The sequence below is a fragment of the Streptomyces sp. CS113 genome (genome assembly GCF_002188365.1).
In the GTDB taxonomy this organism is placed as follows: domain Bacteria; phylum Actinomycetota; class Actinomycetes; order Streptomycetales; family Streptomycetaceae; genus Streptomyces; species Streptomyces tendae.
On sequence record NZ_KZ195574.1, the window covers coordinates 6,069,234 to 6,095,835 of the forward strand.

Consider the following 26,602-nt stretch of genomic DNA (forward strand, 5'->3'; position numbering starts at 1 on the left):
GTGCCGTGCGCTGCGCTCCTCGGCTCAGCCGAAGTTCACGTCGCTGCACCACATGTACGCCTGGTCCAGGTGCGAGGCCTGCCAGATCACGAACAGCACGTGGTGTCCGCTGTACCCGGAGGTCTGGACGGGGAAGGTGATGTTCTGTGCCGGGGCGTAGCTGCCGGTCTGCGTGATGAAGTCGAGGTTGCCCCAGCCCAGGGTCTGGGTCTTGGGGTCGAAGCCCTGCTTGCTCACGTACACCTTGAAGTAGTCGGCGCCATGGGACGCCTGGTCGTACAGCTGCACCGAGAAGTTGCTGCCGACGTTGGTCGTCTTCCACTGGCCGGGCTTGTTCAGACTGGCGTTCCTCGACAGGTTGTTGCTGCACAGCGTCCCGTCGGGGGTCTTCGCCTGGAACTGGCCGCCGAGGCCGTCGCGGAGGGCGCTCATCCAGTTCCACATGGTGTCGGCGTTGGCCTGGAAGGCCTGCCAGCACATGGGGTCCTGGGTCTGCATGGCCGGGTTCGTGTGGTTGCTTCCCCACGTCTGCCAGCACTGGTACGCGCGGGTGGCGGGAGAGACGATGGTGCCGTGGGCCTGGGCGGGGGTGGACCAGGCCAGTGCGCCGACGACCACGGCGAACAGCATGACGAGCGCCTGGAGAGGCCGGCGGAGGGCCGACCGCGAACGCCCGGTTAACGGACTCGTTGTGCGCATGTGGGGGGACTCCTTCCAGAGGCAAGGCTGTAATGGGAGCGCTCCCAAAGTGACGACTCCTCAGTGAAATGTCAATGAAACAGACAAACTTGATCACGGGGGTGGGGGCGGTCGGGGAATCCGTCCTGGTGCGGGAGCCGGAGCCCTCCCGGACTCGGGCACCGGCCCCTCCCGGACTCGGGCACCGGCCCCTCCCGGCGACTCCGGAAGCACTCCGTGCCGTCGAGTCCCACCCATCGCATCCGGAGGGGCGGCGGCTTACCATGACGCCGCGTCAGTTCACGGTCCCGCGCATCCGGGCCGGCAGAGGAGACCGCCGTCACGGCCGAGTCCCCGCCAGCACCACGCACGCCGTTCGGTCAACCGTCACTCCATCGAGATGAGGTTCCATGAACCGAAACCGAACCGCTGTCGGCGCGTTCGTCGTGGCCCTGTGCACCGCCGGCCTCGCCCTCGGCCCGGCGAGCGCCGCGAGCGCCGCGAGCGCCGGCGAGGCGAAGTCCCGCGTCGGAGCCGACTGGGAGAGCCAGTCGATCGTCTTCACGGCCGCCGCGGGCCACACCAACGACCTCAACGTCTTCTTCATGTACACCAGCGACGGCATTCAGCGGATCGGCTTCCGCGACGTGGTCCCGCTCCAACCGGGCGACCACTGCGCGTACTCCTCGGCCGAGGACACCACCGCCGTCGTCTGCGAACTGCCCGCCGACGCCCCCCGTCCCGACCGGATCGACATCCACCTCGGTGACGGCGACGACACGGTCGCCGCCTTCACCCCCGGGGTCGGCACCGTCACCGGCGGCTCGGGCGACGACGAACTGCACGCCCACACGGCCCGCACGGTGTGGGGCGGCGACGGGAACGACATGGTCATGGGGCCCGCCGTGCTGCACGGCGGCGACGGCATGGACCACCTCATGGGTGACGGCGAGAACCAGCGGATGTGGGGTGGCGCGGGCGACGACATGATCGAGGGCTACGGCGGCGACGACGCCGTGTACGGCGGCACCGGCGACGACCACGCCATGGGCGGGGACGGCCGCGACGTCGTCCTCGGCGGCCCCGGCGACGACATGGTGCACGGCGAGGGCGGCGACGACCTCGTCGGTGGCGGCCTCGGGAAGGACACCGTCGACGGCGGACCGGGCCGCGACATCGTCCTCCCGTAGGCGCACCCGGCGCACCGTCCAGCCGTGCGCGGTTGGCGTGGTGACGCCCCGGTCACGTGGCGCGGCTCAGCCGGTCGGCCGCTCGAACGTGACCGGGGTCTCGAAGGCCGCCCGGCGGGTGGCCCGGCGCAGTGCCTTCAGGACCGGGGTGCCGAGCGCCAGGGTGAGGACGACCGTCATGGCGGCGCGGCCGCCGTCCCAGCCCAGGGACGTGGCCAGGCAGTAGGCGAGGAAGCGGGCCAGGTTGGCGGCGACTCCGGCGTCCGGGTCGGGGCCGATGGTCGAGCCTTCCGGGTCCAGGAAGGGCCAGCCCTGCATGTTCATCACCGTGCCGTACGCGAAGGCCGCCAGGAAGCCGTACCCGGCCAGCATCAGCAGTTCCGCGCGGCCGCGCAGGCGGTCGGGGCCCGGAAGCAGGCCCGCGCCCATCGTGAACCAGCCCATCGACAGCATCTGGAACGGCATCCACGGCCCCACCCCGCCCGTGAGCAGCGCGGACGCGAACATGGTGACCGAGCCCAGGACGAAGCCGAAGCCGGGGCCGAGGACCCGGCCGCTGAGCACCATGAGGAAGAACATCGGCTCCAGGCCGGCCGTCCCCGCGCCGATGGGGCGCAGCGCCGCGCCCGCCGCCGCCAGCACGCCGAGCATCGCCACCGCCTTCGGACCGAGACCCGACTCCGAGATCGTCGCCGCCACCACCGCCACCAGCAGCACCAGCACACCCGCGAACAGCCACGGGGCGTCCTGCGCGTGCGCGTTCAGCGAGGCGTCCGGCGGGGCCAGGAAGGGCCACCCGAAGCCCGCCACGCCCACCGCGCTGACCAGCACGAGGGCGGCGACCGAGCGGGGACCGAGGCGTACGGCGCGGGCCTGGCGCTGGGGAGGGGAGCCGCCGGTCATGTCAGGGCCTCCCGAACCTGGGCCACGGTCAGCCACTTGCGCGGCGCCAGCACCTTGGCGACCTGCGGCGCGTAGGACGGGGAGGCCACCACCACGTCCGCCGCCGGGCCGTCGGCGATCACCTCGCCCTCGGCGAGCAGCACGACCCGGTGGGCCAGCTCGGCGGCCAGTTCCACGTCGTGCGTGGCCAGCACGATCGCGTGGCCCTCGGCGGCCAGGTCGCGCAGGATGCGGGCCAGGCGGGCCTTCGCCGCGTAGTCCAGGCCCCGCGTCGGCTCGTCCAGGAGGAGCAGGGGAGGGCGGGCGGTGAGGACGACGGACAGGGCGAGGGTGAGGCGCTGGCCCTCGGAGAGGTCCCGGGGGTGGGTGTCGTCGGTGACGCCGGGGAGCAGCTCGGTGAGCAGGGCCCGGCAGGTGCCGGGGGCCGCCTCCGCGTCCCGGTCGGCGGCCGCGCACTCGGCGGCGACCGTGTCGGCGTACAGCAGGTCGCGCGGCTCCTGCGGGACCAGGCCGACGCGCCGTACGAGGTCGCGCGGCGCCGTGCGGTGCGGCACGGCGTCCCCGGCGCGGACCGAGCCCGCCGACGGTTCGACCAGGCCGACGAGTGCCGAGAGCAAGGTCGACTTCCCGGCGCCGTTGCGGCCCATCAGGGCGACCGTCTCACCGGCGGACACCGTCAGGTCGACGTGGCGCAGGGCCTGGACGCGGTCCCGGCGGACGGCGAGCGAACGGACCTCGGCGGCGTACGGGACGGAGGCGGCGGCCGTCTCCGCCCGCTTGCCGCGCCGCCACCAGCGGGAGACGGCGGGCCGGAGCGCGGGGAGTGCCGGCAAGGTGGCGGCCGGTGGCGTGCGGTCCGGGATCTCCCGGTCGGCCAGGCGGTCCCGCAGCGGAGCCGCCCGGCGGCGGGCGTCCCGGATCGTCAGCGGCAGCGGGGACCAGCCTGCCAGCCTGCCCAGGTCCACCACCGGCGGGTACACCGGGGACACCGCCATCACGTCCGCCGGGGCGCCGAGGATCGGTGCCTCGCCGGGGGCCGGGAGCAGGACGACCCGGTCGGCGTACTGGATGACCCGCTCCAGGCGGTGCTCGGCCATCAGGACCGTCGTACCGAGGTCGTGGACCAGACGCTGGAGGACCGCCAGGACCTCCTCGGCCGCGGCCGGGTCCAGGGCGGAGGTCGGCTCGTCCAGGACCAGGACGTCCGGGTGCGGGGTGAGGACCGAGCCGATGGCGACCCGCTGCTGCTGGCCGCCGGAGAGCGTGGCGATGGGGCGGGAGCGCAGGTCGGACAGGCCCAGCAGGTCGAGGGTCTCCTCGACGCGGCGGCGCATCACGTCCGGGGCGAGACCCAGGGACTCCATGCCGTAGGCCAGTTCGTCCTCGACGGTGTCCGTCACGAAGTGGGACAGCGGGTCCTGGCCGACCGTGCCCACCACGTCGGCGAGTTCGCGCGGCTTGTGGGTGCGGGTGTCGCGGCCGGCCACCGTGACCCGGCCGCTCAGCGTGCCGCCGGTGAAGTGCGGGACGAGGCCGCCGACCGCGCCGAGGACGGTGGACTTGCCGACGCCGGAGGGACCGGCGAGCAGGACCAGTTCACCCTCCGGGACCTCGAAGTCCACGTGCCGGACGGTGGGTTCGGCCGCGCCGTCGTACGTGACCGACACGTCCTCGAAGCGGATCACGACGGCTCCTTCACGGCGGTCTCGGGTGCGGGGGTGACGAACGCGGGGAGCAGGCCGACCAGTACGGCCGCCGCCGGCCACAGGGGGAGGGTCGGGGCCTCCAGCGGGACCACGCCCGGGTGCAGCGCCGCCGGGTCGCGGGCGGCGGCCAGGAACAGGAGCGCGGCGACCGCGACGCCGGAGCCGGTGACCAGCCAGGCGCGGGCGTCCCAGCGGTCCGGGCGGTAGCGGGTGCGGACCGTGCGCCGGCCGCCGAGCCACAGGCCTCCGAGCGCGGCGGCGCCACCGGCCAGCAGCACGGGGACGCCGTACGTGCCGCCCGCGGCGGTCAGCAGTCCGTACGTCCCCGCGCAGACGCCGAGCAGTCCGCCCAGCGTGAGGGCGGCGGTGGTACGGCGCACGGCGGGCGGAACCCGGGCGGTACGGCCGTAGCCGCGGGCGTCCATGGCGGCGGCGAGGGCGACGGAGCGTTCCAGGGCGCCCTCCAGGACGGGGAGGCCCACCTGGAGCAGGCCCCGCATGCCGCTGTCCGGGCGGCCGCGCAGGCGGCGGGCGGCGCGCAGGCGCTGGACGTCCGCGATGAGGTTCGGCGCGAAGGTGAGGGCGACGACGACGGCGACGCCCATCTCGTACAGGGCGCCGGGGAGGGACTTGAGGAGGCGGGCGGGGTTGGCGAGGGCGTTCGCGGCGCCGACGCAGATGAGGAGGGTGGCCAGCTTCATCGCGTCGTACAGCGCGAAGGTGAGGCCCTCCGCGGTGACCCGGCCGCCGAGGCGGATGCCCTGCGCCCAGTCCGGGAGGGGGATTTCGGGGAGCGTGAGGAGGGTGTGGGTGCCGGGGATGGGGGAGCCGAGGACGGTGGTGAACAGGAGGCGGACGAGGAGGACGGCGAGGGCGAGTTTGACGAAGGCGCCGTAGGACCGGGCCCAAGGGGCGTGGGGGCGGCGGGTGATGACGACGTAGGCGGAGACGGTGACGAGGAGGGCGAGGAGGAGGGGGTTGGTGGTGCGGGTGGCGGCGGTGCCGAGGGATAGGGCCCAGAGCCACCAGGCGCCGGGGTGTACGTTTTCGCGGCGCCGGTGGGGGGTGGGGACGCTCGCCCGCGCTGAAGGGGTGCCTCCCCCGGAGGGGGTGCCCCCAGCGCCCACCCGTGCCGCCCCAGCGGCACGACTGCCCGCAGGGGGAGCGGCACGACTGCCCGCAGGTTGTGCGGCAGGAGTACCCGCAGGGTTAGCGGGTTGCATTCCTGCGCCGCCTTGCCTGCCAGGTTGCCGCGCCGGCCAGGGCTGCCACCACCGCTATGCCCGCGTAGAGGCCGACCGAGGGGCCTCCGTCGTCCGAGGTGCTGCCCTCCTCGGGGGCGGCTGTGGAGTCCTGCTTCTCCTGCCGCTCCTCCTGCTGCGACACCTGCTCGCCGCAGCCCGTCTTCGGGTAGCCCGCGATCGCGCACAGCAGGGCGTTGGTGTTGTAGCGGAGGGGGTCGGCGACGGCGGCCAGGGCGTCGGCCGTCGTCGCGTCGGGGGAGACCCGGGCGCAGGCGGTGCGCGGAGCGGGCGGGGTCTCGCCGGACGGGGCGTCGGACGCCGTACCGAAGTCGAGGACCAGCGCCACCCGCTTGCGGCCCTCCTCGGCCGGGGTCTTCGCGCAGATCGACGCGAAGTCCGCCGTGCCGCGCGGCTGGGCCGCGTCGCCCGAGTCCTCGCTCACCGCGAAGCGGAAGCCCTGCACGTCGCCGTCGGAGGGGCGGGCCAGGGACGGGCCCTGCGTGGCGTAGACCCACGTCCCGCCGTCGCGGTCCCAGAACGACCAGTACCGGTACCCGGCGGCCTGTGCCTGGCCCGCGGTCCCGATCAGCAGGAACGCGGACAGGAGGAAGAGGACGACGCGGCGGGTCACGGCTGCTGCTTCTTGTTGCGGTTGCTGAGCAGGAAGCCGATGCCGATGCCGAAGACCAGGCAGACGCCGACGAACCACCAGACGCCGAAGGGGGAGTCGTCGTCCTTCTTCTCGTCCGGCTTCTCGTCCGCGTTCGCGGACGCGGTGTCCTTCGCCGCCACCCCCTGCGGAGCCGGCCCCGTCGCGTTCAGCTTCGCGACCAGGTCCGTGCCCCCGAAGGCGCGCGGGTCGGTGCCCGTGGCGTGGGCGGCGAAGATCAGCTGGGCGTAGGCGGCCGGGCCGCTCTCCGCGGCCCACTTCGCGGCGTTCTTCTCCAGCCAGGCCAGCGGCTCGGCCGCCTGGTCCGCGCCGCCCTGTGCCGCGAGGGCGACGACGGCGTCGGCGGTGTTGCCGTAGTCGGGCTGGTCGGCCGAGCCGCCGAGGGCGGAAACGAGGTGGCCGTCCTTGGCGAGCGTGTCGGTGAGGTACGCGGCGGCGTTGGCGGCGGCGCGCTCGCGGGTGGGCTTGCCCGCGTCGGTGCACGAGGCTGCCTCGGACCTATCGCCGGCCTCGGTGACCAGGCCCTTGCCGAGTGCGCCGAGGGCACCGGCGGCGGTCGCGTCCGCGTTGGCGAGCAGCTTGCCGTCCTTGTCGGGCTGGAAGGCGAAGGCCCCCGCGCCCTTGTCCTTCGCGCAGGGCAGGGCGAACGTCAGCAGGGCGTCGTACGGGGACTTGCCGCCCTTCTCGACGTCCTCGGGGTTCGTCTCCGTGGCGGTCAGGGCGCCGATGACGACGGAGGTGGAGTTGGCGTCGCTGGGAGTGCCGGGGCTGTAGCCCCAGCCGCCGTCCTTGTTCTGTACGGACTTCAGCCAGCCGAGCGCCTTCTCGATCACGTCGCCGTGCCCGCCGACGGCCCACAGCGCCTGGACGGCGGCGGCCGTGTTGTTGGTGTCGACCGGGGTCTTGGCGTCGCAGGCCGCCGCCGGGTCGGCGCGGAAGGGGGCGAAGGCGCCGTTCGCGCACTGCTGGTCCGTGAGCCACTTCACGGCCGTCGAGGACGGGATCACGCCCGCGGTGTCCTGCGCGAGCAGCGCGAGGGACTGGCGCCAGACACCGTCGTACTGGGGGTCGGTGGTCCCGTACAGCCCGGACGGCGCGGTCGTGGAGGGGGAGGAGGACGGCGACGGATCGGCGGCGACCGCGGGCGCGGCGGCGGCGCCGATCACGGCTATGGCGGCCAGAGCCGCGGCGCTGCTGCGACGGCGGACGTTCATGAGCGGCGGGTGCCTTTCCCTGTGCGGAGCCCGGCAGCACGGGGCACCCCCGGCGGCTCGGCCCCGTATGCCTCGACGGTGCCCGTGCACCGGCGGGCGCCGGGCACGTGAGCCGGTCACATCCGTGCGGGGCAGTCCGGCTCACCGTCCCGGACCCCGAGGGGCTGGGCGGGCGGCTCACGGTTGCGGGTCAGCGCCGGAATTGCACCGGCTTCCCCCCGTACGGGTGATGACGACGCCGCCACTTTACCCGCCCGCCGGGGCCGGGCCGAGGGGCGGCCGGACGGGAGGGGCGGCCGGAAGGAAGGAGCGGCCGGAAGGAAGGGGCGGCGGACGGGAGGGGCGGCCGGGGGATACGTTCCGGGCATGCGGACGGGGAGACTGATCGGGGCGGGGCGCACGGCCGACGTGTACGAGGCCGGCGCGGAGTGGGTGCTGCGGCGCGACCGGGAGGGCGCCGGGGACGCGGTGGCCGAGGGCGCGGTGATGGAACACGTCCGGGCGCACGGCTACCCGGTGCCACGGGTGCGGCCCGGGACGACCCGGTCACCGCGTACGGAGCTGGTCATGGAACGGCTGTCCGGGCCGACGATGCTGCGGGCCTGCCTGGACGGGGCGTTGACACCCCAGGACGCGGGCGGCCTGCTCGCCGGGCTGCTGCGGCTGCTGCACGGGGTACCCGCCCACCGCTCCACCGGCTCGGGCGTGCGCGTCCTCCACCTGGACCTGCACCCGGACAACGTGATCCTCACGGCCGACGGGCCCCGGGTGATCGACTGGTCCAACGCCGAGGAGGGCGACCCCGGTCTGGACTGGGGCACGTCCGCGGTGATCCTCGCCCAGGTGGCGGCCGTCGGCGGCCCGATGGCCGGGCCTGCCGCGGTCATGCTGGCCGCGCTGCTCGCCGATCCGTCCGCCCTGACGCCGGACGGCCTCGCCGAGGCGCTGCGGCGACGGGCGGCCAATCCGACCATGAGCCCGGACGAGGTGGCGGCGCTGCCCGCGGCCGAGGAGCTGATCCGGCCCCACCTGGGCTGATCCGGCCCCGCCTGGGCTGGTCCGCCCCCACCGGGGTGACCGGTGGCCCCTGGGGTGTGTGGCGCTCTTCGAGGCGCGTCGCGGTCTTCAGCGGTGCGTGGTGCCCCTCACTGCTGCGCGGCGGCGCGCCCCTCAGCGATGCGCGATGCCCCGCAGCGGCGCCCGGCGGCCCTCAGCGGTGCGCACCGGCTTCCTCGCCGGCTTCCTCGCCGGCTTCCGCGCCCGGTCCGGGCTCCGTCAGATCGATCAGCCGGCACACCGTCTCGATGTCCACCCGCACCTGGGCGAGGGAGGCGCGCCCCGCGAGCCAGGTGATCAGGGTCGAGAGCCAGGTGTGCTCGACGACCCGGACCGCCGACAGCTGCTCGGGCGTCGGGTTCTCCAGGCCGCCCATCGCGTCCAGGACGATGGCCGTCGTCTGCCGCGACACCTGGTCGACCTCCGGGGAGACGCTCCGGTCGGCGAAGGTCAGGGCGCGGGCCATCGCCTCGGCCAGCCGGGGCTCGCGCTGCAAGGCGCCGAAGGCCCGCATCAGGGTCTGCGCCACCCGGTCCCCGGCCGTCTCTCCGGTGGGCGGGCTCTTGCGCAGGGTGCCGTGCAGCCGCTCCAGCTGGTCGTGCATGGTCGCGACCAGCAGGTGCACCTTGGACGGGAAGTACCGGTACAGCGTGCCGAGGGCGACCTGCGAGGACTCCGCGACCTCCCGCATCTGCACCGCCTCGAAGCCGCCCCGGCAGGCCAGTTGTGCCGTCGCGCGCAGGATGCGGCGGCGGCGCTCCCGCTGCCGCTCGGTCAGGGGCGGTGCGGAGGAGCGGTGCGCCGGACCGGAGGACTCCACCGCCGGACGGTCCACCTCGATCACCTTCTCCCCCGTGGCGTGAATCACCTGATCCACTCGTCACAGCCCGGCTACCTGCCGGTAGATTCGAAGCCGCTGACGATCAAGTCTGAAACTTGTTCTAGATTAACCTCCCGACGTAGTGTCGCGGGACAGCGCAGTGAGAAGGGGGCCCAGAGTGACCGCCGAGGCCAGTCAGACGGGTCCCCGTCCGGAGCCAGCCGCCGACGGCTTGCCGCCCCTGCGCATCGCGCTCCTCACCTACAAGGGGAACCCGTTCTGCGGCGGCCAGGGCGTCTACGTCCGCCACCTCTCCCGCGAACTGGCCCGCCTCGGCCACCGCGTCGAGGTCATCGGCGCCCAGCCCTACCCCGTGCTCGACGTCCTCGACGGCCGGGAGGACCGGTTGTCCCTCACCGAGCTGCCCAGCCTCGACCTCTACCGCCAGCCCGACCCCTTCCGCACCCCGAAGCGCGACGAGTACCGCGACTGGGTCGACGCGCTCGAGGTCGGCACCATGTGGACCGGCGGCTTCCCGGAGCCGCTCACCTTCTCGCTGCGCGCCCGCCGTCATCTGCGCGCCCGCCGCGGCGACTTCGACGTCGTGCACGACAACCAGACGCTCGGATACGGGCTGTTGGGCGATGTGGGAGCCCCGCTCGTCACCACCATCCACCACCCCATCACCGTCGACCGGCAGCTGGAGCTGGACGCCGCCGACAGCCGCAGGCGCCGCTACTCCGTACGGCGTTGGTACGCCTTCACCCGGATGCAGAAGCGCGTCGCGCGCCGGCTGCCCTCCGTGCTCACCGTCTCCGGCACCTCCCGCCAGGAGATCGTCGACCACCTCGGCGTACGGGACGACCGCATCCACGTCGTCCACATCGGCGCCGACACCGACCTGTTCTCGCCCGACCCGTCGGTGCCCCGGGTGCCGGGCCGGATCGTGACGACGTCCAGCGCCGACGTGCCGCTCAAGGGCCTGGTCTTCCTCGTCGAGGCGCTCGCGAAGGCGCGCACCGAGCACCCCAGGGCCCACCTCGTCGTCGTCGGCAAGCGGCCCGCCGAGGGGCCCGTCGCCCAGGCGATCGAGCGGTACGGCCTCGAAGGCGCCGTCGAGTTCGTCAAGGGCATCTCCGACGCCGAACTGGTCGACCTGGTGCGGTCGGCGGAGGTCGCCTGCGTGCCGTCGCTGTACGAGGGCTTCTCGCTGCCCGCCGCCGAGGCCATGGCGGCCGGCACGGCGCTGCTCGCCACCACCGGAGGGGCGGTCCCCGAGGTCGCCGGACCCGACGGGGAGACCTGCCTCGCGGTGCCGCCGGGCGACGCCGACGCGCTGGCCGCCGGGCTGAACCGGCTGCTCGGCGACCGTGCACTGCGGGCCCGCCTCGGCGCCGCCGGACGCGAACGCGTGCTGCGGCACTTCACCTGGGCGCGCGCCGCCGAGGGCACCGTCGCCCGCTACCGCGAGGCCATCGCCGACCGTCCCCGGGCCGCCACCGCCACCGCGCCCGCCGCCACCGCACCCGCCGCCGCGACCACGCAGAAGGCCGTGCCCGCGACCCAGGACTCCACCGCGACCCCGACCACCGGTGACACCGGCGTCTACCCCGAAAGCAGGGCCACGTGCTGACCGTCGACTTCTCCCGGTTCCCGCTCGCCCCGGGCGACCGCGTCCTGGACCTCGGCTGCGGCGCCGGACGGCACGCGTTCGAGTGCTACCGGCGCGGGGCGCGGGTCGTCGCGCTGGACCGGAACGCCGAGGAGATCCGAGAGGTCGCCACGTGGTTCGCGGCGATGGAGGAGGCCGGCGAGGCCCCGGCCGGAGCCACCGCCACCGCCATGGAGGGCGACGCGCTCGCCCTGCCCTTCCCGGACGAGTCCTTCGACGTCGTCATCATCTCCGAGGTGATGGAGCACATCCCCGACGACAAGGGCGTCCTCGCCGAGATGGTCCGCGTCCTCAAGCCCGGCGGCCGCATCGCGATCACCGTGCCGCGCTACGGCCCCGAGAAGGTCTGCTGGACCCTCTCCGACGCCTACCACGAGGTCGAGGGCGGCCACATCCGCATCTACCGGGCCGACCAGCTGCTCGCCCGCATCCGCGAGGCCGGGCTCAAGCCGTACGGCACCCACCACGCGCACGCGCTGCACTCGCCGTACTGGTGGCTGAAGTGCGCGTTCGGCGTCGACAACGACAAGGCGCTGCCGGTGCGGGCGTACCACAAGCTGCTGGTGTGGGACATCATGAAGAAGCCGCTGGCGACCCGGGTCGCCGAGCAGGCGCTGAACCCGCTGATCGGCAAGAGCTTCGTGGCCTACGCGACCAAGCCGCACCTGCCGCCGGTGGACGCCGCGTGACCTCGCCCCGCACCCCCGGCACACCCCGCACCCCGCAGCCCGAACACCTCGTCCTGCCCGGTGTGCTCACCGCCGACGAGGCCGCCGCGACCGTCCGCGGCATCCTCGCCGTCCAGCGCGAGGACGGCGCGATCCCCTGGTTCCGCGGGCACCACCTCGACCCGTGGGACCACGTCGAGGCGGCCATGGCCCTGGACGCGGCCGACGAGCACGAGGCCGCCGAGCGGGCCTACGCGTGGCTGGCCCGGCACCAGAACCCGGACGGCTCCTGGTACGCCGCCTACGCCGACGGGGACTTCGCCGACGTCACCGACCGCGGCCGGGAGACCAACTTCGTCGCCTACGTCGCCGTCGGCGTCTGGCACCACTACCTCGCCACCGGCGACGACACCTTCCTGGACCGGATGTGGCCCGTCGTCCACGCGGCCGTCGAGTTCGTGCTGCGCCTCCAGCAGCCCGGCGGGCAGATCGGCTGGCGCCGGGGCGACGACGGCACCGGCACCACGGACGCGCTGCTGACCGGCAGTTCCTCCGTCCACCACGCGCTGCGCTGCGCGCTCGCCGTCGCCGAGCAGCGCGAAGAGCCGCAGCCGGATTGGGAGTTGGCGGCGGGCGCGCTGCGGCACGCCATCCGCCGCCACCCGGAGCGGTTCCTGGACAAGGGCCGCTACTCGATGGACTGGTACTACCCGGTCCTCGGGGGCGCGCTGACCGGCACGGAGGCCAGGTCCCGCCTCAAGGAGAGCTGGGACCGCTTCGTGGTCCCGGACCTCGGCGTGCGCTGCGTCGTCCCCAACCCGTGGGTGACCGGCGGCGAGTCGGCCGAACTCGCGCTCGCCCTCTGGGCGGTCGGCGAGTCCGACCACGCCCTGGAGATCCTCCAGTCCATCCAGCACCTGCGGGATCCGGACAGCGGCCTGTACTGGACGGGGTACGTCTTCGAGGACGACGCGATCTGGCCCCGCGAACTGACCACCTGGACGGCCGGTTCGCTGCTGCTCGCCGTCGCCGCGCTCGGCGGCCACGAGGCCACCTGCCAGGTCTTCGCGGGCGACCGGCTGCCCAGGGGACTGGACCCGGACTGCTGCGTGTGAGCCCCGCGGCCGGCGCCGGTCAGTGCCGGTGCAGGCGGTTGGCGATCGCGTGGCCGACGAACAGGTAGACGACCGCGGCCAGTCCGTAGCCGGCGACGACCCGGGCCCACGCCTCGTCGAACGTGAACAGGTCGTGCGACCAGCCGGCCAGCCAGTCGGCCGCGTCATGGACGAACCGCACCAGGTCGTTGGCCCGGTTGGCGTCCAACAGGTACATCAGGATCCACAGTCCGAGGATGAAGGCCATGATGTCCGCGATCACCGCGACGGCCGTTCCGGCGGAGTTGGACCCACTGCGCGTTCGAGGGGACATGCCTTCCGTCTGGCCCCGGAAGTGTGTTTGAAACCTGCCGAAACCCTACGGCCCCTCGCCCGGAAGTACCGGTGGGCGAGGGGCCGTTGAGGTGAACGGGTGAGCGGGGCGGATCAGCCGCGCTGGATGCCCGAGGTGTCCTGGAGGACGCCGCGGCGGCCGTCCTGGGTCTGCGCGACCAGGTTGGCGCCGCGCTGCTCGACGGCCAGGTACCAGGTACCCGGCGCCAGCTCGGCGATCGGCGTCGGGGAGCCGTCCTCCGCGAACAGCGGCCGCGGCACCGGCACGGCGAACCAGAACGGGGCGAAGTCCCCGGCCGGCTGCGCCTGGGCCTGCTGCGGCGCCTGCGGCTGACCGGGCTGGGGCTGCCCCGGCTGCGGCTGACCGCCGAAGGACGGACCGGGCTGACCCGGCTGACCCGGGTGACCGGGCTGGCCCGGCTGACCGCCGTACGGCTGCTGCTGGGCGCCCGGGTAGCCGTAACCACCCTGGGGCTGGCCGCCGTAGGGCTGCGGCGCGGCCGGGCGGGAGGCCGGGATCAGGGTGCCCTTGAGGGCGGGGAGCAGCGGCGTGGCCACGGCCGCGGCGGCCATGACCAGCGTGGCGACGAGAGCGAGGATCAGGCCGATGCCGGCCCCGACGTTGTCCAGACCCCCGTCGTTGTCGAAGGCGCCCGCCGGGTCGAAGATGTTGCCGAGCGCGCACCACGCGGCGAAGACCGTGAACGCGATGCCGAACTGGCCGAGGTCGAGACCGGCCACCTTCCTGGGCTGCGGCATGGCGCGGTTCACGACGACGAGCGCGGCGCCGATGACGCCCGCCAGGACGACACCGAGCACGACCGAGCCACTGCCCCACAGGCTGGGGATCTCGGCGCTGTCCGGCGCACCGTCGATCGAGTAGATGTCGAGGAACGACGCGATCAACAGCAACACCGCTGCTCCGATCACCACGCCGTCGCCTCGAGTGAGCGAGCGGATATTCACTTCAGGTCCTTCGTAGGTCGTCTCGTCGTCGGTAGAGGCGTCGCTGTCACGACGGCGCCGAAAGGTTCCGGTGTGAAGCGCGGGGGTGGCCCCTCATCGTACGGACGACACTATCGTCCGGACCTCGGGGCTGTCCGCAGGGATCGGGACGCCGGGCGTCACCCGCGCAGGAAACTCACAATCCCCTCAGACATCCCCTCCGCCGCCTTCTGCCGCCAACTGCCGCTGGTCAGCAGGGCCGCGTCCGTGCCGTCGCGCATGTTGCCGCACTCGACGAACACCTTGGGAACCGTTGACAGATTGAGACCGCCCAGGTCCGTGCGCGTGACCAGACCGGTGCCGTCGCCGAGGTAGTTGGCGGGCGCGGTACCCGTGACGCGCACGAAGCTGCCCGCCACGCGCTTGCCCAGTTCGGCGGAGGGCGCCACGATCGCGCGGGTGTCGGCGGCGCCGTCGTGCACCGCGCCCGGCATGATCACGTGGAAGCCGCGGTTGCCGGCCCCCGACCCGTCGGCGTGGATCGAGATCGCCGCGTCCGCCTTCGCCTCGTTGCCGATCCGGGCCCGCTCGTCCACGCAGGGGCCGAACGCACGGTCGCCGTCCTGCGTCAGTTTCACGGTCGCGCCCTGCTTCTCCAGCAGGTCGCGCAGCCGGTGGGCCACGTCGAGGGTGAACTTCGCCTCCGGCCAGCCCGCGTTGGTGGCCGTGCCGGTCGTGTCGCACTCCTTCCAGTGCGTGCCGACGTCCACCTTGCGGTTGATCTCGGTGGCGTGCCGGAAGTTGGCGGGGTTGTGTCCCGGGTCGATGACGACGACCTTGCCCTCGAGGGGGCCGGAGGCGGAGGGCCGGGAGGCGGACGGTGCCCCGGAGGCGGGGGCGGGCGAGGAACCCGCGGGCTTCTTGGCGTCACCGTCGCCGTCCCCGGACGCGGGACCGCTCGAGGACGGCGCCGCCGACGTCGGTACGGCGCCCGCGCGGCCGGCGCCGCCCCCGTCCCCGTCGTCCGGGCCGCCGACCGCCGCGTACACGCCCCACCCGAGCAGCGCCCCGGGCACCAGCGCGGCGACCGCCACGGTCAGCGGGCGGCGCAGCGGGGAGCGGCGGGGCTGGGGAGGTTCGAAGTCCGGGCCTGTGTACGACACGTCAGCGACTCTAACCGCGCCCCCGGATCCCCGTGCCGGTTCGCCGCAGGACGCGCAGCGAGTCGGTCGCGGAGACCTCGGTGAAGGCGCCGGACGCGAGAGCCCTGAGGTAGACGCGGTACGGGGCCTGGCCGGTGAACTCGTCGGCCGGGTCCGGGAAGACGTCGTGGATGACCAGCAGGCCGCCGTCGGCCACGTGCGGGGCCCAGCCCTCGTAGTCGGCGTTCGCGTGCTCGTCGGTGTGGCCGCCGTCGACGAAGACGAGGCCGAGGGGGGAGTTCCAGACCGCAGCGACCTGGGGGGAGCGTCCGACGAGGGCGACCACGTGCTCCTCCAGGCCGGCCCGGTGCAGGGTGCGGCGGAAGGCGGGCAGGGTGTCCATCACGCCCAGCTCGGGGTCGACCGTCTCCGGGTCGTGGTACTCCCAGCCCGGCTGCTGCTCCTCGCTGCCCCGGTGGTGGTCGACGGTGAGCGCGGTGACCCCCGCCCGGCGGGCCGCGTCGGCGAGCAGGACGGTGGAACGCCCGCAGTACGTGCCGACCTCCAGCAGCGGCAGCCCGAGTCCGCCCGCCTCCACGGCGGCGGCGTACAGCGCGAGGCCCTCGTGCTCCGGCATGAACCCCTTCGCGGCCTCGAAGGCGGCCAGGACGTCGGGGGAGGGGGCGGGGAGGGAGCCGGGCGCCGCGGTCATGGGGGCCTTTCGCTGGTCGTACGGGGTGTGCCGGCGCCCCATGCTGCCGTACCCCCGCCGCGCGGTGCGACAGGGGGTAGGGGCCGGGGCGGCGCAGGGTCAGGCCGGGACGGTCTCGCCCGGCAGGGACAGGTCCAGGTCGACCGGGCGGTCGCCGCCGTGGGTGGCCGCGTGCGCGAGCGGCGCGTGGCCCGCGGCGAGGGCGGCCAGGACGTACGGGCCCCGGGCGGGCACCGCGAGGGCGTAGCTGCCGTCGGCGCCGGAGAGCGTCGCGCCCGCCTGCCGTCCGTGCCGGTCGATCAGGGTGACCTTGGCGCGGGCGACGGGGACGCCGTCGGCGGCCAGCACCCGGCCCCGGAAGCCGTGCGGCGGCTGCCCGGGCCCGGCGAGCGCCTGCTCGGCGCGGGCCAGGTTCGCGTCCTCCTCGCTGCTCGCCCGCAGTTGCGAGACCGCCGACTGGCTGCGACGCGGGAGGAAGAAGGCCAGCACCAGGCCGACGGCGACGGCGCCGGCCGCGATCATGAAGGAGATCCGGAAGCCGTGCAGGGTGGGGACGGCGACACCGCCCACGTCGTTCGCCGTGTTGGCGAGCACCATGCCGATGACGGCGCTCGACACCGACGTGCCGATGGACCGCATCAGGGTGTTGAGGCCGTTGGCGGCGCCCGTCTCCGAGGCCGGGACCGCGCCGATGATCAGCGCGGGCAGGGAGGAGTAGGCGAGGCCGATGCCCGCGCCGATCAGCACCGAGGTGACCACGGTCTGCCAGGCGGCGCTCATCAGGCCGAGGCCGCCGGCGTAACCGATCCCGATGATCACCAGGCCGATGATGAGGGTGGTGCGGGGGCCGTAGCGGGCGGACAGACGGGCGTAGACCGGCGCGGTGAACATCATCGTCAGGCCCAGCGGGGCCACGCACAGGCCCGCGACGACCATCGACTGGCCGAGGCCGTAGCCGGTCTCGGAGGGCAGCTGGAGGAGCTGCGGCAGGACGAGGGAGATGACGAAGAAGGAGACGCCGACCATGATCGAGGCGAGGTTGGTGAGCAGCACCTCGCGGCGGGCCGTGGTGCGCAGGTCGACCAGCGGGGCGGCGACGCGCAGCTCCATCAGGCCCCACAGGAGCAGGACCACCACGGCGGCGGCGAACAGGCCGAGCGTGGTGGGCGAGGACCAGCCCCAGTCGCTGCCCTTGCTGATCGGCAGCAGGAAGAGGATCAGACCGGCGGTCAGACCGAACGCGCCCGGCAGGTCGAACGAGCCCTTCGCGCGCAGCGGGGACTCGGGTACGACCAGCAGCGTCAGGGCGATGGAGACGACCCCGAGGCCGGCGGCGCCGTAGTACAGGGCGTGCCAGTCGGTGTTCTGGGCGACCAGGGCCGCGGCGGGCAGCGCGAGGCCGCCGCCGACGCCGATCGAGGAACTCATCAGGGCCATCGCCGAGCCGAGCCGCTCCCGGGGCAGCATGTCGCGCATCAGGCCGATGCCGAGGGGTATCGCGCCCATCGCGACGCCCTGGAGCGTACGGCCGACGATCATCGGGATCAGGGCGTCGGTGAGCGCGCTGAGCAGCGCGCCGACGACCATCACCGACAGGCTGGCGATCAGCATGCGGCGCTTGCCGAACAGGTCGCCGAGCCGGCCCATGATCGGCGTGGCCACGGCTCCGGACAGGAGCGTGGAGGTCAGGACCCAGCTGGCGTTGCTGGGTGAGGTGTCCAGAAGTCGGGGCAGGTCCTTGATGACCGGGACCAGCAGGGTCTGCATCACCGCGACGACGATGCCCGCGAACGCGAGCACCGGGACGGTGGCCCCGCTCGCTCGCCGCGCGGGCTCGTCGGTCGTCGTGTGGGACATGGGGTGGGGCCTCCAGGCCAAGGTGGGCGGATGCGGTGCGTGATCGGGAAGTATGCGTGCACACTGAACCTCGTGCGCCGGGGCAACTATTCCGTTGCTTCGAGTCGCTAACGAATTCTTGACCGTCTCTTGGGGTGACGGCCAGACGGCGACCCGGTCGCGGGACGCAGGTGGCGAGTGGGCCGGGGGAGTCGGGTGTCGAGTAGGTCGCGGGACCTAGGCCGGTCGCGGGTCGAAATACCGATGCAAGGGGCGCATGCGGGTTGAGACCATGACGCTCATGCTGGAAGCCAGCGGTACGTCCACCGCCTCCCGAATATCGCCGCGCCGCACCCCGCCGACCTGGCTGGTCGTGGCGATCGCCTGCGCCGGTCAGTTCCTGGTCGTCCTCGACGTGTCCGTCGTCAACGTCGCCCTGCCGTCGATGCGGGCCGACCTCGCGCTGAGCGCGCAGGGGCTCCAGTGGGTGGTCAACGCCTACGCCATCGCCTTCGCCGGGTTCATGCTGCTCGGCGGGCGCGCCGGCGACCTGTACGGGCGCAAGCGGATGTTCCTGGTCGGGCTCGGTCTGTTCACGCTGGCCTCGCTGGGCGGGGGCCTCGCGCAGGAGGGCTGGCAGCTGCTGGTCGCCCGGGCCGTGCAGGGCCTCGGCGCGGCGGTACTGGCCCCCTCGACCCTGACGCTGCTGACCGCGGCGGTGCCGGAGGGCGCGGCGCGGGCCCGCGCGATCGCGACCTGGACCGCGGTGGGCGCGGGCGGCGGCGCGGCGGGCGGACTGGTCGGCGGTGCCCTGGTGGACGGGCTGTCCTGGCGCTGGGTGCTGCTGATCAACGTGCCGGTGGGCGCGGTCGTGCTGGCCGGTGCCGTGCTCTGGCTGACCGAGAGCCGGGGCGGCCTGCGCCGCCGCCTCGATCTGCCGGGCGCCCTGCTGGTGACCACCGGGCTCGCCACGCTGGCCTACGGCATCTCGCAGACCGAGTCCGAGGGGTGGGCGGCGACGGCGACGCTGGTGCCGCTGCTCGCAGGGCTCGCGCTGCTGGTGCTCTTCCTCCTCGTCGAGGCGCGGACGGCAGCGCCGCTGATGCCGCTCGGGCTGCTGCGGCTGCGGTCGGTCGCGTCGGCGAACGTGGCGATGCTGGTCTCCGGCTCGTCGATGTTCTCGATGTGGTTCTTCATGACCCTGTACGCGCAGAACGTGCTGGGCTACTCCCCGCTGGAGGCGGGCGTGGCCCTCGTGCCCAGCTCCCTGGCGGTGGTCCTCGGCTCGAAGGCGGCCCCACGGTTCCTGCCGGTGCTCGGGGCCCGCAACGTGGCCGTGCTCGGCACGCTCGTCGCGGCGGTCGGCTTCGGCTGGCAGTCGACGATGACCGCCGACGGCGGCTATCTGACCGCGATCATGATCCCCGGCGTACTGATGATGCTGGGCGCGGGCATCGCGGCGACCCCGCTGGCCTCGCTGGCCATCTCCGGTGCGGCGCCCGGGGACGCCGGACTGGTCTCCGGGCTGATCAACACCTCCCGGACGATGGGCGGTTCGCTGGGACTCGCGGCGATGTCGACCATCGCAGCGAGCCGGTCCGGGGGCGAGGACGCGGGCCCGGCGGCCCTGACGGACGGCTACGCCCTGGTCTTCCGCACGGCGGCGGCGGTCCTGGTCGCCGCGGCCCTGCTGATGTGGCTCTGGCTCCCGGCAAAGGGCCCCAAGCCCGAACAGAAGGCCACCAGCACGGACTGACCACCGACCGCAGGGTGCCCCGTTCCCCCGGATCCGCCGGAGCGCCCCAAAGGGGCGCGGGGCGGTGTCTGCGCGCGGCTCCGCCGCGGGGGCGCGAGCAGCTTGCGTCATCCCCGTTCTCCCGGGTTCGCCGGAGCGCCCCAAAGGGGCGCGAGGAGGAACTGCGCGAGCAACCACCTCGGGCCCGCGCCCGATGAACCGCCCGCCCGGCCCGGGGCGGTTCGGGGCGCCTCGTGTCGCCGAGTGTGTGGATGCCCCTCAGGGGCGCGGGGAACTGCGCGAGCAACCCCCACCGGCCCGCGGCCGACACACCGCCCCGGCCGCGGCCGACGACCCGCCCCCCGCCCCGGGGGCCGACCAGCCGCACCCGGGGCCCAGTCAGAGCCACCCCTGCCCCCGCGCCGCGCGGAGCGCCTCCGTTCGGTTGCGGGTGCCGGTCTTGCCGATCGCCGCGGACAGGTAGTTGCGGACCGTGGACTCGGACAGGTGCAGCGCACCGGCGATGTCGGCGACCGTCGCGCCGTCCGCCGAGGCCCGCAGGACGTCGCACTCCCGCGCCGTGAGGGGACTCGGACCCGCGCTGAGCGCGGCGGCGGCGAGCGCGGGGTCGACGACCGTCTCCCCGGCCAGCACCCGGCGGATCGCACCGGCCAGCTCCTCCACCGGGCCGTCCTTGACCAGGAAACCGGCGGCGCCCGCCTCCATGGCCCGCCGCAGGTACCCGGGACGGCCGAACGTGGTCAGGATCAGCACCCGGCAGTCCGGCGTCCGCTCGCGCAGCTCGGCGGCGGCGTCCAGGCCGCTCAGGCCGGGCAGTTCGATGTCGAGGAGGGCGACGTCGGGACGGTGCGCGAGCGCGGCGGGAACGATCTCGTCACCGGCCGCCACCTGCGCGACCACCTCGATGTCCGCCTCCAGCCCGAGCAGCAGCGCCAGCGCGCCCCGCATCATGCCCTGGTCCTCGGCGAGGAGGACGCGGACGGGGTCGGCGCGGGGCGTCTCGTCGGTCACGGGGCAAGGGTAGAGGGCGGGGCACCGGAGCCCGGCCCACCGGAGCGGGGCCGAGCGGGCCGGGCAAAGCAGGCCGGGGCGGAGGAGGCCGGGGCCGAGCGGGCCGGGCACAGCAGGCCGGGGCAGAGGGAACCGGGGCCGAGCGGGCCGGGGCCGTCGTACCGCGCCGCGGCCGCTACCTCGGTACGCCCGCGCCCACCGGCTTCCCCTCCGCCGGCACCGGCAGCTCCGCCGTCACCGAGAACCCGCCGCGCGGCTGTGCCCCCGCCGTCAGCGAACCGCCCGCCGTGGCGAGGCGCTCCCTGAGCCCGGTCAGACCGGTGCCCGGCCCCTGGGCGGAGAGGGCGTCGCCCGTACCGTTGTCCGTGACCGTCAGCCGGACCCGGTCCGCGCTGCCCGCGACCGCGATCTCGCACCGGCTCGCCCCGCTGTGCCGTACGACGTTGGTCACCGCCTCCCGCACCACCCACCCCAGCAGCGCCTCCGCCTGCGGCGGCAGCGGCGGTCCTGAGCGCCGCACCACCGGGTCCACGTCCGCCGCGCTCAGCGCGGAGCGCGCCCGGTCCAGTTCGGTGCCGAGGCTGCCCTCCCGGTAGCCGGTGACCGCCTCGCGGACCTCGGTCAGCGCCTGGCGGCCGACCGACTCGATGTCCGTGATCTGGGTCAGCGCCGCGTCCAGGTCGCGGGTCGCCAGCCGCCGGGCGGCTTCCGACTTGACCACGATCACCGACAGGGTGTGCCCCAGCAGGTCGTGCAGATCCCGCGAGAACCGCAGCCGTTCCTCCGCCACCGCCCGCGTGGCCAGTTCCTCCCGGGCGGCGCGCAACTGCCGTACGGCGTCGGACAGGCTCAGGATCGCGGCCGTCACCATCGTCGAAAGGAAGGTGCCGTAGGCGATGTTCAGACCGTTCCAGCCGTCCTTGACGCCCGCCACCACGCCCGCCACCACCGCCAGCGACCAGCCCCACCGGCCCAGCCACCGGCCGCGCAGCGCCGCCCCGGCGGCCAGGCCGAGCAGCGGGAAGAACAGCAGCCAGCTGCCCCCGTACGCCAGCGCCAGACCGCAGGTCACCAGTGCCATGGCGGCCAGCGCCAGCCGGGTGGACGGCGACTCGCGCAACTCCTTGTCGAAGGAGCGGAAGGCGACGTAGATGTAGAGCGAGTTGAAGACGAACAGACCCGCGCCGCCGATCCAGGGGTTGGAGTCGTTCCCCTGGAAGATGTTCGCGAGGCTGCCCAGACCCATCAGCAGCCACGGCAGCAGCGTGAAACCGGTGGGCGGCGGCCCCATCCGCTCCGACCGCTCGCCCGCCCCGGCCGCGTCGGCCGGATCCGACTGCCGTGCCAGCTGCCACGCGTCCAGGCGGCACGACATCCTGCGCAGCCGCCCTCGGGTCCCGGTCATGGGTGTCGGCTCCCTTCCCCTTCGGCGCCCGCGGCGCTCAGTCGGTCGCCGCGCCGCGGCGGTAGGACAGGACGGCGTACGCGCCGAAGGCCAGCAGCCAGCCCGTCAGGACGAGAATGGCACCCGCGGGCGGCGCGTGCCCCGTGGCGAGCGAGGTGCCCAGCTGCGCGAAGCGGTTGGTCGGGGTGTACGCCGACACCGCGCGCAGCCACTGAGGGAACAGCGCCAGCGGGAACCACAGCCCGCCGAGCACCGCGAGCCCCAGGTTGGCCACCATGTTCGCCACGCCCGTGGTCTGCCCGGTCAGCCGGTAGCCGTTGCCCAGCCCGAGCAGCGTGAAGGGCACCGACCCCAGCCACAGCAGCAGCGCCAGCGCCGCCCACTGCCAGGCGTCCAGCCGTACGCCGTTGACCAGGCCGCCCGCGGCGAGCACGGCGGTGATCGCGGGCAGCACGGTGACCGAGGCGGTCAGAGCACGGCCCACGACCACCTGGTGCGGGCGCATCGGAGTCACCCGCAACTGCCGCAGCCAGCCGATGGCACGGTCCTCGGCGACCCCGCCGCCGGTGTTGAGGGCGGAGCCGACCGCGCCGTACGCGGCCATGCCGACCATCGCGCCCGTCTTCCAGTCGCCCGCGTCGCCCCCGAGGTTGGTGAACAGCAGGTACATCAGCACCGGCACGGCGACACCGCCGACGACGAAGCCGGGGTCGCGCAGGGTGCGGCGCGTCTCCAGGATCAGGTAGTCCCTCATCGCACACTCTCCTTCTCCGGCACCGGTGCCGCCGCCGTCAGGGCCAGGAACGCGTCGTCCAGGGACGCGGGGGCGACCTCGAGGCCGCGTATCGCGCCGAGCCGCGCGAGGGCGATCACGGTCGCGTCGGAGTCCTCGGTGCGCAGCACCGCGCGGTCCCCGCGCACCTCCAGCGAGCGCACCCCGGGCAGCAGCGTCAGGTCCTCGGTGGCCCGCCCGGCCAGGTCGAAGGAGACACGGCTGCCGCCCGCCGCCCGGCGCAGCTCGTCACCGGTGCCGTCGGCGACGATCCACCCCCGGTCGACGACCAGGATCCGGTCGGCGTGCGCCTCGGCCTCCTCCAGGTAGTGGGTGGAGAACAGGACCGTGCTGCCGCGCCGGGCGTACGCCCGCATCGACTGCCAGAAGGCGTGCCGGGCCTCCACGTCCAGGGCGGCCGTCGGCTCGTCCAGGACCAGCAGGTCGGGGCGGCCGGCCAGGGCGAGCGCGAACCGCACGCGCTGGGTCTGCCCGCCGGACAGCCGGTCCACGCGCCGCCCGGCCAACTGCGCGATCCCGGCCAGCTCCAGGGCCTGCCCGACCGGCATCGGCGCCGGATAACGGCCGGCCACGAAGGCGACCAGCTCGCCCACGGTGACCCGGGGCACCGCCCGCACCTCCTGGAGCATGGCGCCCACCCGGCCCGCGCGCACGGCATGCTCCGCAGGCCCGCCGAACAGTTCCACGGTGCCCGCGTCGGGCGGGCACAGGCCGAGCAGCAGCGCGATCGTCGTCGACTTGCCCGCGCCGTTGCGGCCGAGCAGCGCGACCGTCTCGCCGCGCTCGATGCGCAGGTCCACGCCGTCGACGGCGCGGACGTCGCCGTACGCCTTGGCCACTCCGGCGAAGGCCACGGCGGGGGTGGCGCCCTGTGTCGGTGTCATACCGGTGACGCTACGGAGCCGGCGGGCCGGGGCGGCAGATGCGGTTGTCCGGAGATCGGGAGGACAAATGTCACGGGCGGCCCGCGTCCCGTACGGTCGGGGCTGTCCATGACCGTCGTCGTGACCGGGAGGAGCAGCAGGGCCATGCCCATCGACGCAGCCGGGGCACTCGGCGCCGCACCCCGGGTCCGGGAGATCGCCTGGGACCACAAGGACGTCCAGCTCTACCACCTCGGCATCGGCGCGGGCCGGCCCGCCACCGATCCGCGCGAGCTGCGCTACACCCTGGAGTCCCGGCTGCACGTCCTGCCGAGCTTCGCGACGGTGGCCGGGGGCGGCGCCCCGGGCGTGATCCGCACGCTGTCCGTGCCCGGCGTCGACGTCGACCTCGCCCACGTCCTGCACGGCGGTCAGCGGCTGCGCCTGCACCGGCCCGTTCCGGTGCGGGGCCGGGCCACCGCCGCCGCACGCGTCGTCGCCGCGTACGACAAGGGCACGGCGGCCGTCCTCGTGCTGCGCACCGAGGTCACCGACGCGGACGGGCCGCTGTGGACCGACGAGGCCGAGGTCTACGTACGCGGGGAGGGCGGCTGGGGCGGTGACCGGGGCCCGTCCGGGCGCCCCTCGCCACCGCCCGCCGAGCGGCCGGACCGGGTCGTGGAACGGGCCGTACGGGAGGACCAGGCGCTGCTCTACCGGCTGTCCGGCGACGGGAACCCCCTGCACGCCGACCCGGAGTTCGCCGCACGCGCCGGCTTCGAACGGCCCGTCCTGCACGGCCTGTGCACCTACGGCACCACGCTCAAGACGGTCGTGGACACGCTCCTGGACGGCGACGTGACCCGGGTGCGCGCCTACCGCACGCGATTCGCCGGGGTGGTGTACCCGGGCGAGACACTGCGGGTGCGGATGTGGCGGCCGGCCGGGGCGGAGCGGCACTGGGCGGAGAGCCGCGGGGCCGGGGAGGTTGGGGAGGCCGGGGAGGTCCGGGTGGCGGTGAGTGCCGTCGAGCGCGACGACGCGCCCGTCCTCGCCGACACCGTCGTCCGGTACGAATGAACGACAGCGGCCCCGTCCGCCGGATACGACGAACGGGGCCGGAGCCGCTTGCTTTTCGCGTGCCGGTGCCGGTGCCGGTGCCTGTGCGGTGCTTGTCCGTACCGTCAGGCGGCCGTCCCGGTCTCCTCGGCCGGCTTGCGGTGGCGGCCCTTGGGAGTCGCCACGCCTTCCTGGCTGGAGACCGGTCCGCGGTGCTTGCCGTGGCCGGTGTCGGACTCGGAAACGTCGGCACCGGCGGCCTGGATCGGCTGGGTCGTGCTGGCGTCGTTCATCGGAAGGAATTCACCCCGTCAACATGATCTTTCCTACAGCCGGGCGAGTCTAACCGGCACACCTCGGGCGGAATCCAGGCGGCCGCGCCAACCGGCACTACTTCGTTACAAGCCGTGCCAGCGGGGCCTGTTGCAGCGGTACGGGGCGGGGTTGAGCGGGGGCGGGAGCGGCCGCCGACGTGTCCGTGGCGCCGGGTTCGCCGGGTTCGCCGGGCGCACCCGAGGTCGAATCCTCCGGAGCTGAATCCTCCGGTCCATCGGAATCTGCCGGTCCACCCGGTCCACCCCGTCCGCCCGGCCCGCCCCGCCCATCCGGCCTGCCCGGCTCCCCGGACCGCTCGCCGCCCGTGCCGGGGACGTCGGGTGCGGCCAGCCGGGCCACGCCGCACGGCGACCGCGGGGTGGAGCAGGGCAGTCGCAGCTCCCCGTCCGGGGTCCACAGCCCGGCGCCCGTCAACCAGCCCTCGGGCGCGGGGAGATGCCGCACCTGCCGGTCGGCGGGCCGCCACACGCCGACCCAGCTGCCGAACGCGCCGTCCACCCGCAGGGCCACCGCACAGCGCTCCGGAGTCAGCACCTGCCCCGGCTGGACGGCGAACGGCGTCACCACGCAGTCCGGCAGCCGCAGGCACTCCGGGAAGCGCACCGGCAGGGTGCTGCCCAGCACGCCCCAGCCGAGCCGCTCCCGCCCGGGGGAGGGCGCGTCCGAGCGGATCAGCACCAGCCCGCTGTCCGGGTCGGCCAGCAGGAGCCGGTCGTCGCTGTCCGGGGCGATTTGCAGCAACGGCGACACCTCGCCGCCCCGCTCCAGGTCCACCACGACCGCCTTGGTGCGCCCGCCGGTCTCCCGGTCCACCGCCAGCATCCGGCCGGTGCGGTCCAGCCAGACCCCGCCCGAGCAGCGGCCGGGGACCTCCGCCACCCGCTCGGGCCCGAAGGCGCCGCCCGCGACCTGCCACAGCACCGTCGAGCGCGGACCGGCCGCGAGGGCGTAAGCCCGCTCGCCGCCCGGGACCGGCGGCAGCAGCCGCAGTCCGGTGGCGTCCGCCGGGCACTCGACCGCGCCGAGCGGCAGCTCGCCGGTGCCGGGCCCGGTCGGGTACAGCAGCGCGAAGACGTGCCGGCCGGCCGCGACCCGGTGGACCAGGACCCGTCCGTCGCCCATCGGCTGCACCTCGGTCCCGGGCTCCTCGGGCTGGTTGCCCGGCAGCGGCACCGCGTACGGCTCGGGGCCGTCCAGGGTCCAGCGCTCCGGGTACCAGGAGTCGCCGCCCTCCCCGCTCCGGGCGAGACGCGCGCCGTAGGCACCCTCCGCGGTGATGGTGCAGCCCGCCCGCGGGCCCCCGCCGTTCCCGGGGTCCGCCGAAGGCTCGATCGCACAGGCCGTCATCGTTCGGTCACCTCCGGCGACGAAGCTAGTTTTCGTACGCACGGGCGGGGGCCGGCAGCCGTCCCCATCACACATACGTGTGTCACAGGAACGATTCGCCTGAGGGGAGGGCACGGCGTGTGCTGTGC

25 protein-coding genes and 1 riboswitch are annotated in these 26,602 nt (G+C 74.4%); of the genes, 7 read left to right on the top strand and 18 right to left on the bottom strand.

The features are described 5' to 3' along the window. Positions 1-24 precede the first annotated feature (24 nt). Positions 25-630, bottom strand: coding sequence for a lytic polysaccharide monooxygenase auxiliary activity family 9 protein (locus B9W62_RS27155; protein WP_087809611.1), 606 nt, complete (start codon positions 628-630; stop codon positions 25-27). 458 nt (positions 631-1,088) lie between these two features. Between B9W62_RS27155 and B9W62_RS27160 the strand changes: the two genes are divergently transcribed. After that, positions 1,089-1,868 carry a calcium-binding protein gene (locus B9W62_RS27160; protein ID WP_087809612.1) on the top strand — a complete coding sequence of 260 codons (780 nt, stop codon included), beginning with the start codon at positions 1,089-1,091 and terminating at the stop codon, positions 1,866-1,868. A gap of 66 nt (positions 1,869-1,934) precedes the next feature. Here the strand turns inward: B9W62_RS27160 and B9W62_RS27165 are convergent, their stop codons facing one another. The 5 genes from B9W62_RS27165 to B9W62_RS27185 are packed head-to-tail and all read right to left on the bottom strand — an operon-like array spanning position 1,935 to position 7,605. After that, entirely contained in the window at positions 1,935-2,771 is an 837-nt protein-coding gene (locus tag B9W62_RS27165) for an ECF transporter S component (RefSeq protein WP_087809613.1), read from the bottom strand. Further along, positions 2,768-4,456, bottom strand: a complete 1,689-nt coding sequence (locus B9W62_RS27170; protein ID WP_087809614.1) for an ABC transporter ATP-binding protein — start codon at positions 4,454-4,456, stop codon at positions 2,768-2,770. The genes B9W62_RS27165 and B9W62_RS27170 overlap by 4 nt, the downstream gene beginning before the upstream one ends. Then, positions 4,453-5,700: an energy-coupling factor transporter transmembrane component T gene (locus B9W62_RS27175; RefSeq protein WP_373433706.1), complete on the bottom strand. Its 1,248-nt coding sequence runs from the start codon at positions 5,698-5,700 to the stop codon at positions 4,453-4,455. The genes B9W62_RS27170 and B9W62_RS27175 overlap by 4 nt, the downstream gene beginning before the upstream one ends. Next, on the bottom strand, positions 5,687-6,352 hold the full coding sequence (locus B9W62_RS27180) for an SCO2322 family protein (protein WP_087809616.1): 666 nt from the start codon (positions 6,350-6,352) through the stop codon (positions 5,687-5,689). Before B9W62_RS27180 ends, B9W62_RS27175 begins: the two co-directional genes overlap by 14 nt. After that, complete coding sequence (locus B9W62_RS27185) at positions 6,349-7,605, bottom strand: prenyltransferase/squalene oxidase repeat-containing protein (RefSeq protein WP_087809617.1); 1,257 nt, start codon at positions 7,603-7,605, stop codon at positions 6,349-6,351. The genes B9W62_RS27180 and B9W62_RS27185 overlap by 4 nt, the downstream gene beginning before the upstream one ends. 129 nt (positions 7,606-7,734) lie before the next feature. Next, positions 7,735-7,823: riboswitch (cobalamin riboswitch) on the bottom strand. Between the two features lie 148 nt (positions 7,824-7,971). Between B9W62_RS27185 and B9W62_RS27190 the strand changes: the two genes are divergently transcribed. Further along, on the top strand, positions 7,972-8,643 hold the full coding sequence (locus tag B9W62_RS27190; RefSeq protein ID WP_087809618.1) for a phosphotransferase: 672 nt from the start codon (positions 7,972-7,974) through the stop codon (positions 8,641-8,643). Between the two features lie 172 nt (positions 8,644-8,815). Here B9W62_RS27190 and B9W62_RS27195 read toward each other — a convergent pair whose 3' ends face one another. Continuing rightward, positions 8,816-9,481 (bottom strand): TetR family transcriptional regulator, encoded by a 666-nt coding sequence (locus B9W62_RS27195; RefSeq protein ID WP_373433745.1) that lies wholly within the window; start codon positions 9,479-9,481, stop codon positions 8,816-8,818. A gap of 178 nt (positions 9,482-9,659) precedes the next feature. Here B9W62_RS27195 and B9W62_RS27200 point away from each other — a divergent pair, with 178 nt between their 5' ends. From B9W62_RS27200 to B9W62_RS27210, 3 genes are read left to right on the top strand one after another with little or no spacing between them, the layout of a single operon-like run. After that, entirely contained in the window at positions 9,660-11,114 is a 1,455-nt protein-coding gene (locus B9W62_RS27200; RefSeq protein WP_087809619.1) for a glycosyltransferase family 4 protein, read from the top strand. Continuing rightward, positions 11,108-11,842 (top strand): class I SAM-dependent methyltransferase, encoded by a 735-nt coding sequence (locus B9W62_RS27205; RefSeq protein WP_087809620.1) that lies wholly within the window; start codon positions 11,108-11,110, stop codon positions 11,840-11,842. Before B9W62_RS27200 ends, B9W62_RS27205 begins: the two co-directional genes overlap by 7 nt. Beyond that, a complete protein-coding gene (locus B9W62_RS27210; RefSeq protein WP_087809621.1) occupies positions 11,839-12,936 on the top strand; it encodes a prenyltransferase/squalene oxidase repeat-containing protein in 1,098 nt (365 codons plus the stop codon). Before B9W62_RS27205 ends, B9W62_RS27210 begins: the two co-directional genes overlap by 4 nt. A gap of 19 nt (positions 12,937-12,955) precedes the next feature. Here the strand turns inward: B9W62_RS27210 and B9W62_RS27215 are convergent, their stop codons facing one another. From B9W62_RS27215 to B9W62_RS27235, 5 genes are all read right to left on the bottom strand, one after another. Further along, on the bottom strand, positions 12,956-13,249 hold the full coding sequence (locus B9W62_RS27215; protein ID WP_087809622.1) for a hypothetical protein: 294 nt from the start codon (positions 13,247-13,249) through the stop codon (positions 12,956-12,958). Positions 13,250-13,362: 113 nt separating this feature from the next. Further along, on the bottom strand, positions 13,363-14,235 hold the full coding sequence (locus tag B9W62_RS27220) for a DUF5336 domain-containing protein (protein ID WP_087809623.1): 873 nt from the start codon (positions 14,233-14,235) through the stop codon (positions 13,363-13,365). A 158-nt stretch (positions 14,236-14,393) separates the two neighbouring features. After that, on the bottom strand, positions 14,394-15,377 hold the full coding sequence (locus B9W62_RS27225; RefSeq protein ID WP_087809624.1) for an N-acetylmuramoyl-L-alanine amidase: 984 nt from the start codon (positions 15,375-15,377) through the stop codon (positions 14,394-14,396). Positions 15,378-15,387: 10 nt separating this feature from the next. Continuing rightward, positions 15,388-16,068 carry a class I SAM-dependent methyltransferase gene (locus B9W62_RS27230; protein WP_179235696.1) on the bottom strand — a complete coding sequence of 227 codons (681 nt, stop codon included), beginning with the start codon at positions 16,066-16,068 and terminating at the stop codon, positions 15,388-15,390. Positions 16,069-16,167: 99 nt separating this feature from the next. Next, positions 16,168-17,925, bottom strand: a complete 1,758-nt coding sequence (locus B9W62_RS27235; protein WP_087809626.1) for an MFS transporter — start codon at positions 17,923-17,925, stop codon at positions 16,168-16,170. A 280-nt stretch (positions 17,926-18,205) separates the two neighbouring features. Between B9W62_RS27235 and B9W62_RS27240 the strand changes: the two genes are divergently transcribed. Further along, entirely contained in the window at positions 18,206-19,660 is a 1,455-nt protein-coding gene (locus B9W62_RS27240) for an MFS transporter (protein WP_179235697.1), read from the top strand. Positions 19,661-20,038: 378 nt separating this feature from the next. On the opposite strand, the gene B9W62_RS27245 is transcribed toward B9W62_RS27240, so the two are convergent. From B9W62_RS27245 to B9W62_RS27260, 4 genes are all read right to left on the bottom strand, one after another. Next, positions 20,039-20,671: a response regulator transcription factor gene (locus tag B9W62_RS27245; protein ID WP_087809628.1), complete on the bottom strand. Its 633-nt coding sequence runs from the start codon at positions 20,669-20,671 to the stop codon at positions 20,039-20,041. 175 nt (positions 20,672-20,846) lie between these two features. Continuing rightward, positions 20,847-22,076, bottom strand: a complete 1,230-nt coding sequence (locus tag B9W62_RS27250) for a sensor histidine kinase (RefSeq protein WP_087809629.1) — start codon at positions 22,074-22,076, stop codon at positions 20,847-20,849. 37 nt (positions 22,077-22,113) lie between these two features. Then, entirely contained in the window at positions 22,114-22,830 is a 717-nt protein-coding gene (locus B9W62_RS27255) for an ABC transporter permease (RefSeq protein ID WP_087809630.1), read from the bottom strand. Further along, on the bottom strand, positions 22,827-23,753 hold the full coding sequence (locus B9W62_RS27260) for an ABC transporter ATP-binding protein (RefSeq protein WP_087809631.1): 927 nt from the start codon (positions 23,751-23,753) through the stop codon (positions 22,827-22,829). The genes B9W62_RS27255 and B9W62_RS27260 overlap by 4 nt, the downstream gene beginning before the upstream one ends. A gap of 144 nt (positions 23,754-23,897) precedes the next feature. Between B9W62_RS27260 and B9W62_RS27265 the strand changes: the two genes are divergently transcribed. After that, positions 23,898-24,812: a MaoC/PaaZ C-terminal domain-containing protein gene (locus B9W62_RS27265; RefSeq protein ID WP_087809632.1), complete on the top strand. Its 915-nt coding sequence runs from the start codon at positions 23,898-23,900 to the stop codon at positions 24,810-24,812. Positions 24,813-24,916: 104 nt separating this feature from the next. Here the strand turns inward: B9W62_RS27265 and B9W62_RS27270 are convergent, their stop codons facing one another. After that, positions 24,917-25,084 carry a hypothetical protein gene (locus B9W62_RS27270; RefSeq protein WP_087809633.1) on the bottom strand — a complete coding sequence of 56 codons (168 nt, stop codon included), beginning with the start codon at positions 25,082-25,084 and terminating at the stop codon, positions 24,917-24,919. A 97-nt stretch (positions 25,085-25,181) separates the two neighbouring features. Continuing rightward, positions 25,182-26,474 (bottom strand): hypothetical protein, encoded by a 1,293-nt coding sequence (locus B9W62_RS27275; RefSeq protein ID WP_087809634.1) that lies wholly within the window; start codon positions 26,472-26,474, stop codon positions 25,182-25,184. Between the last annotated feature and the right edge of the window lie 128 nt (positions 26,475-26,602).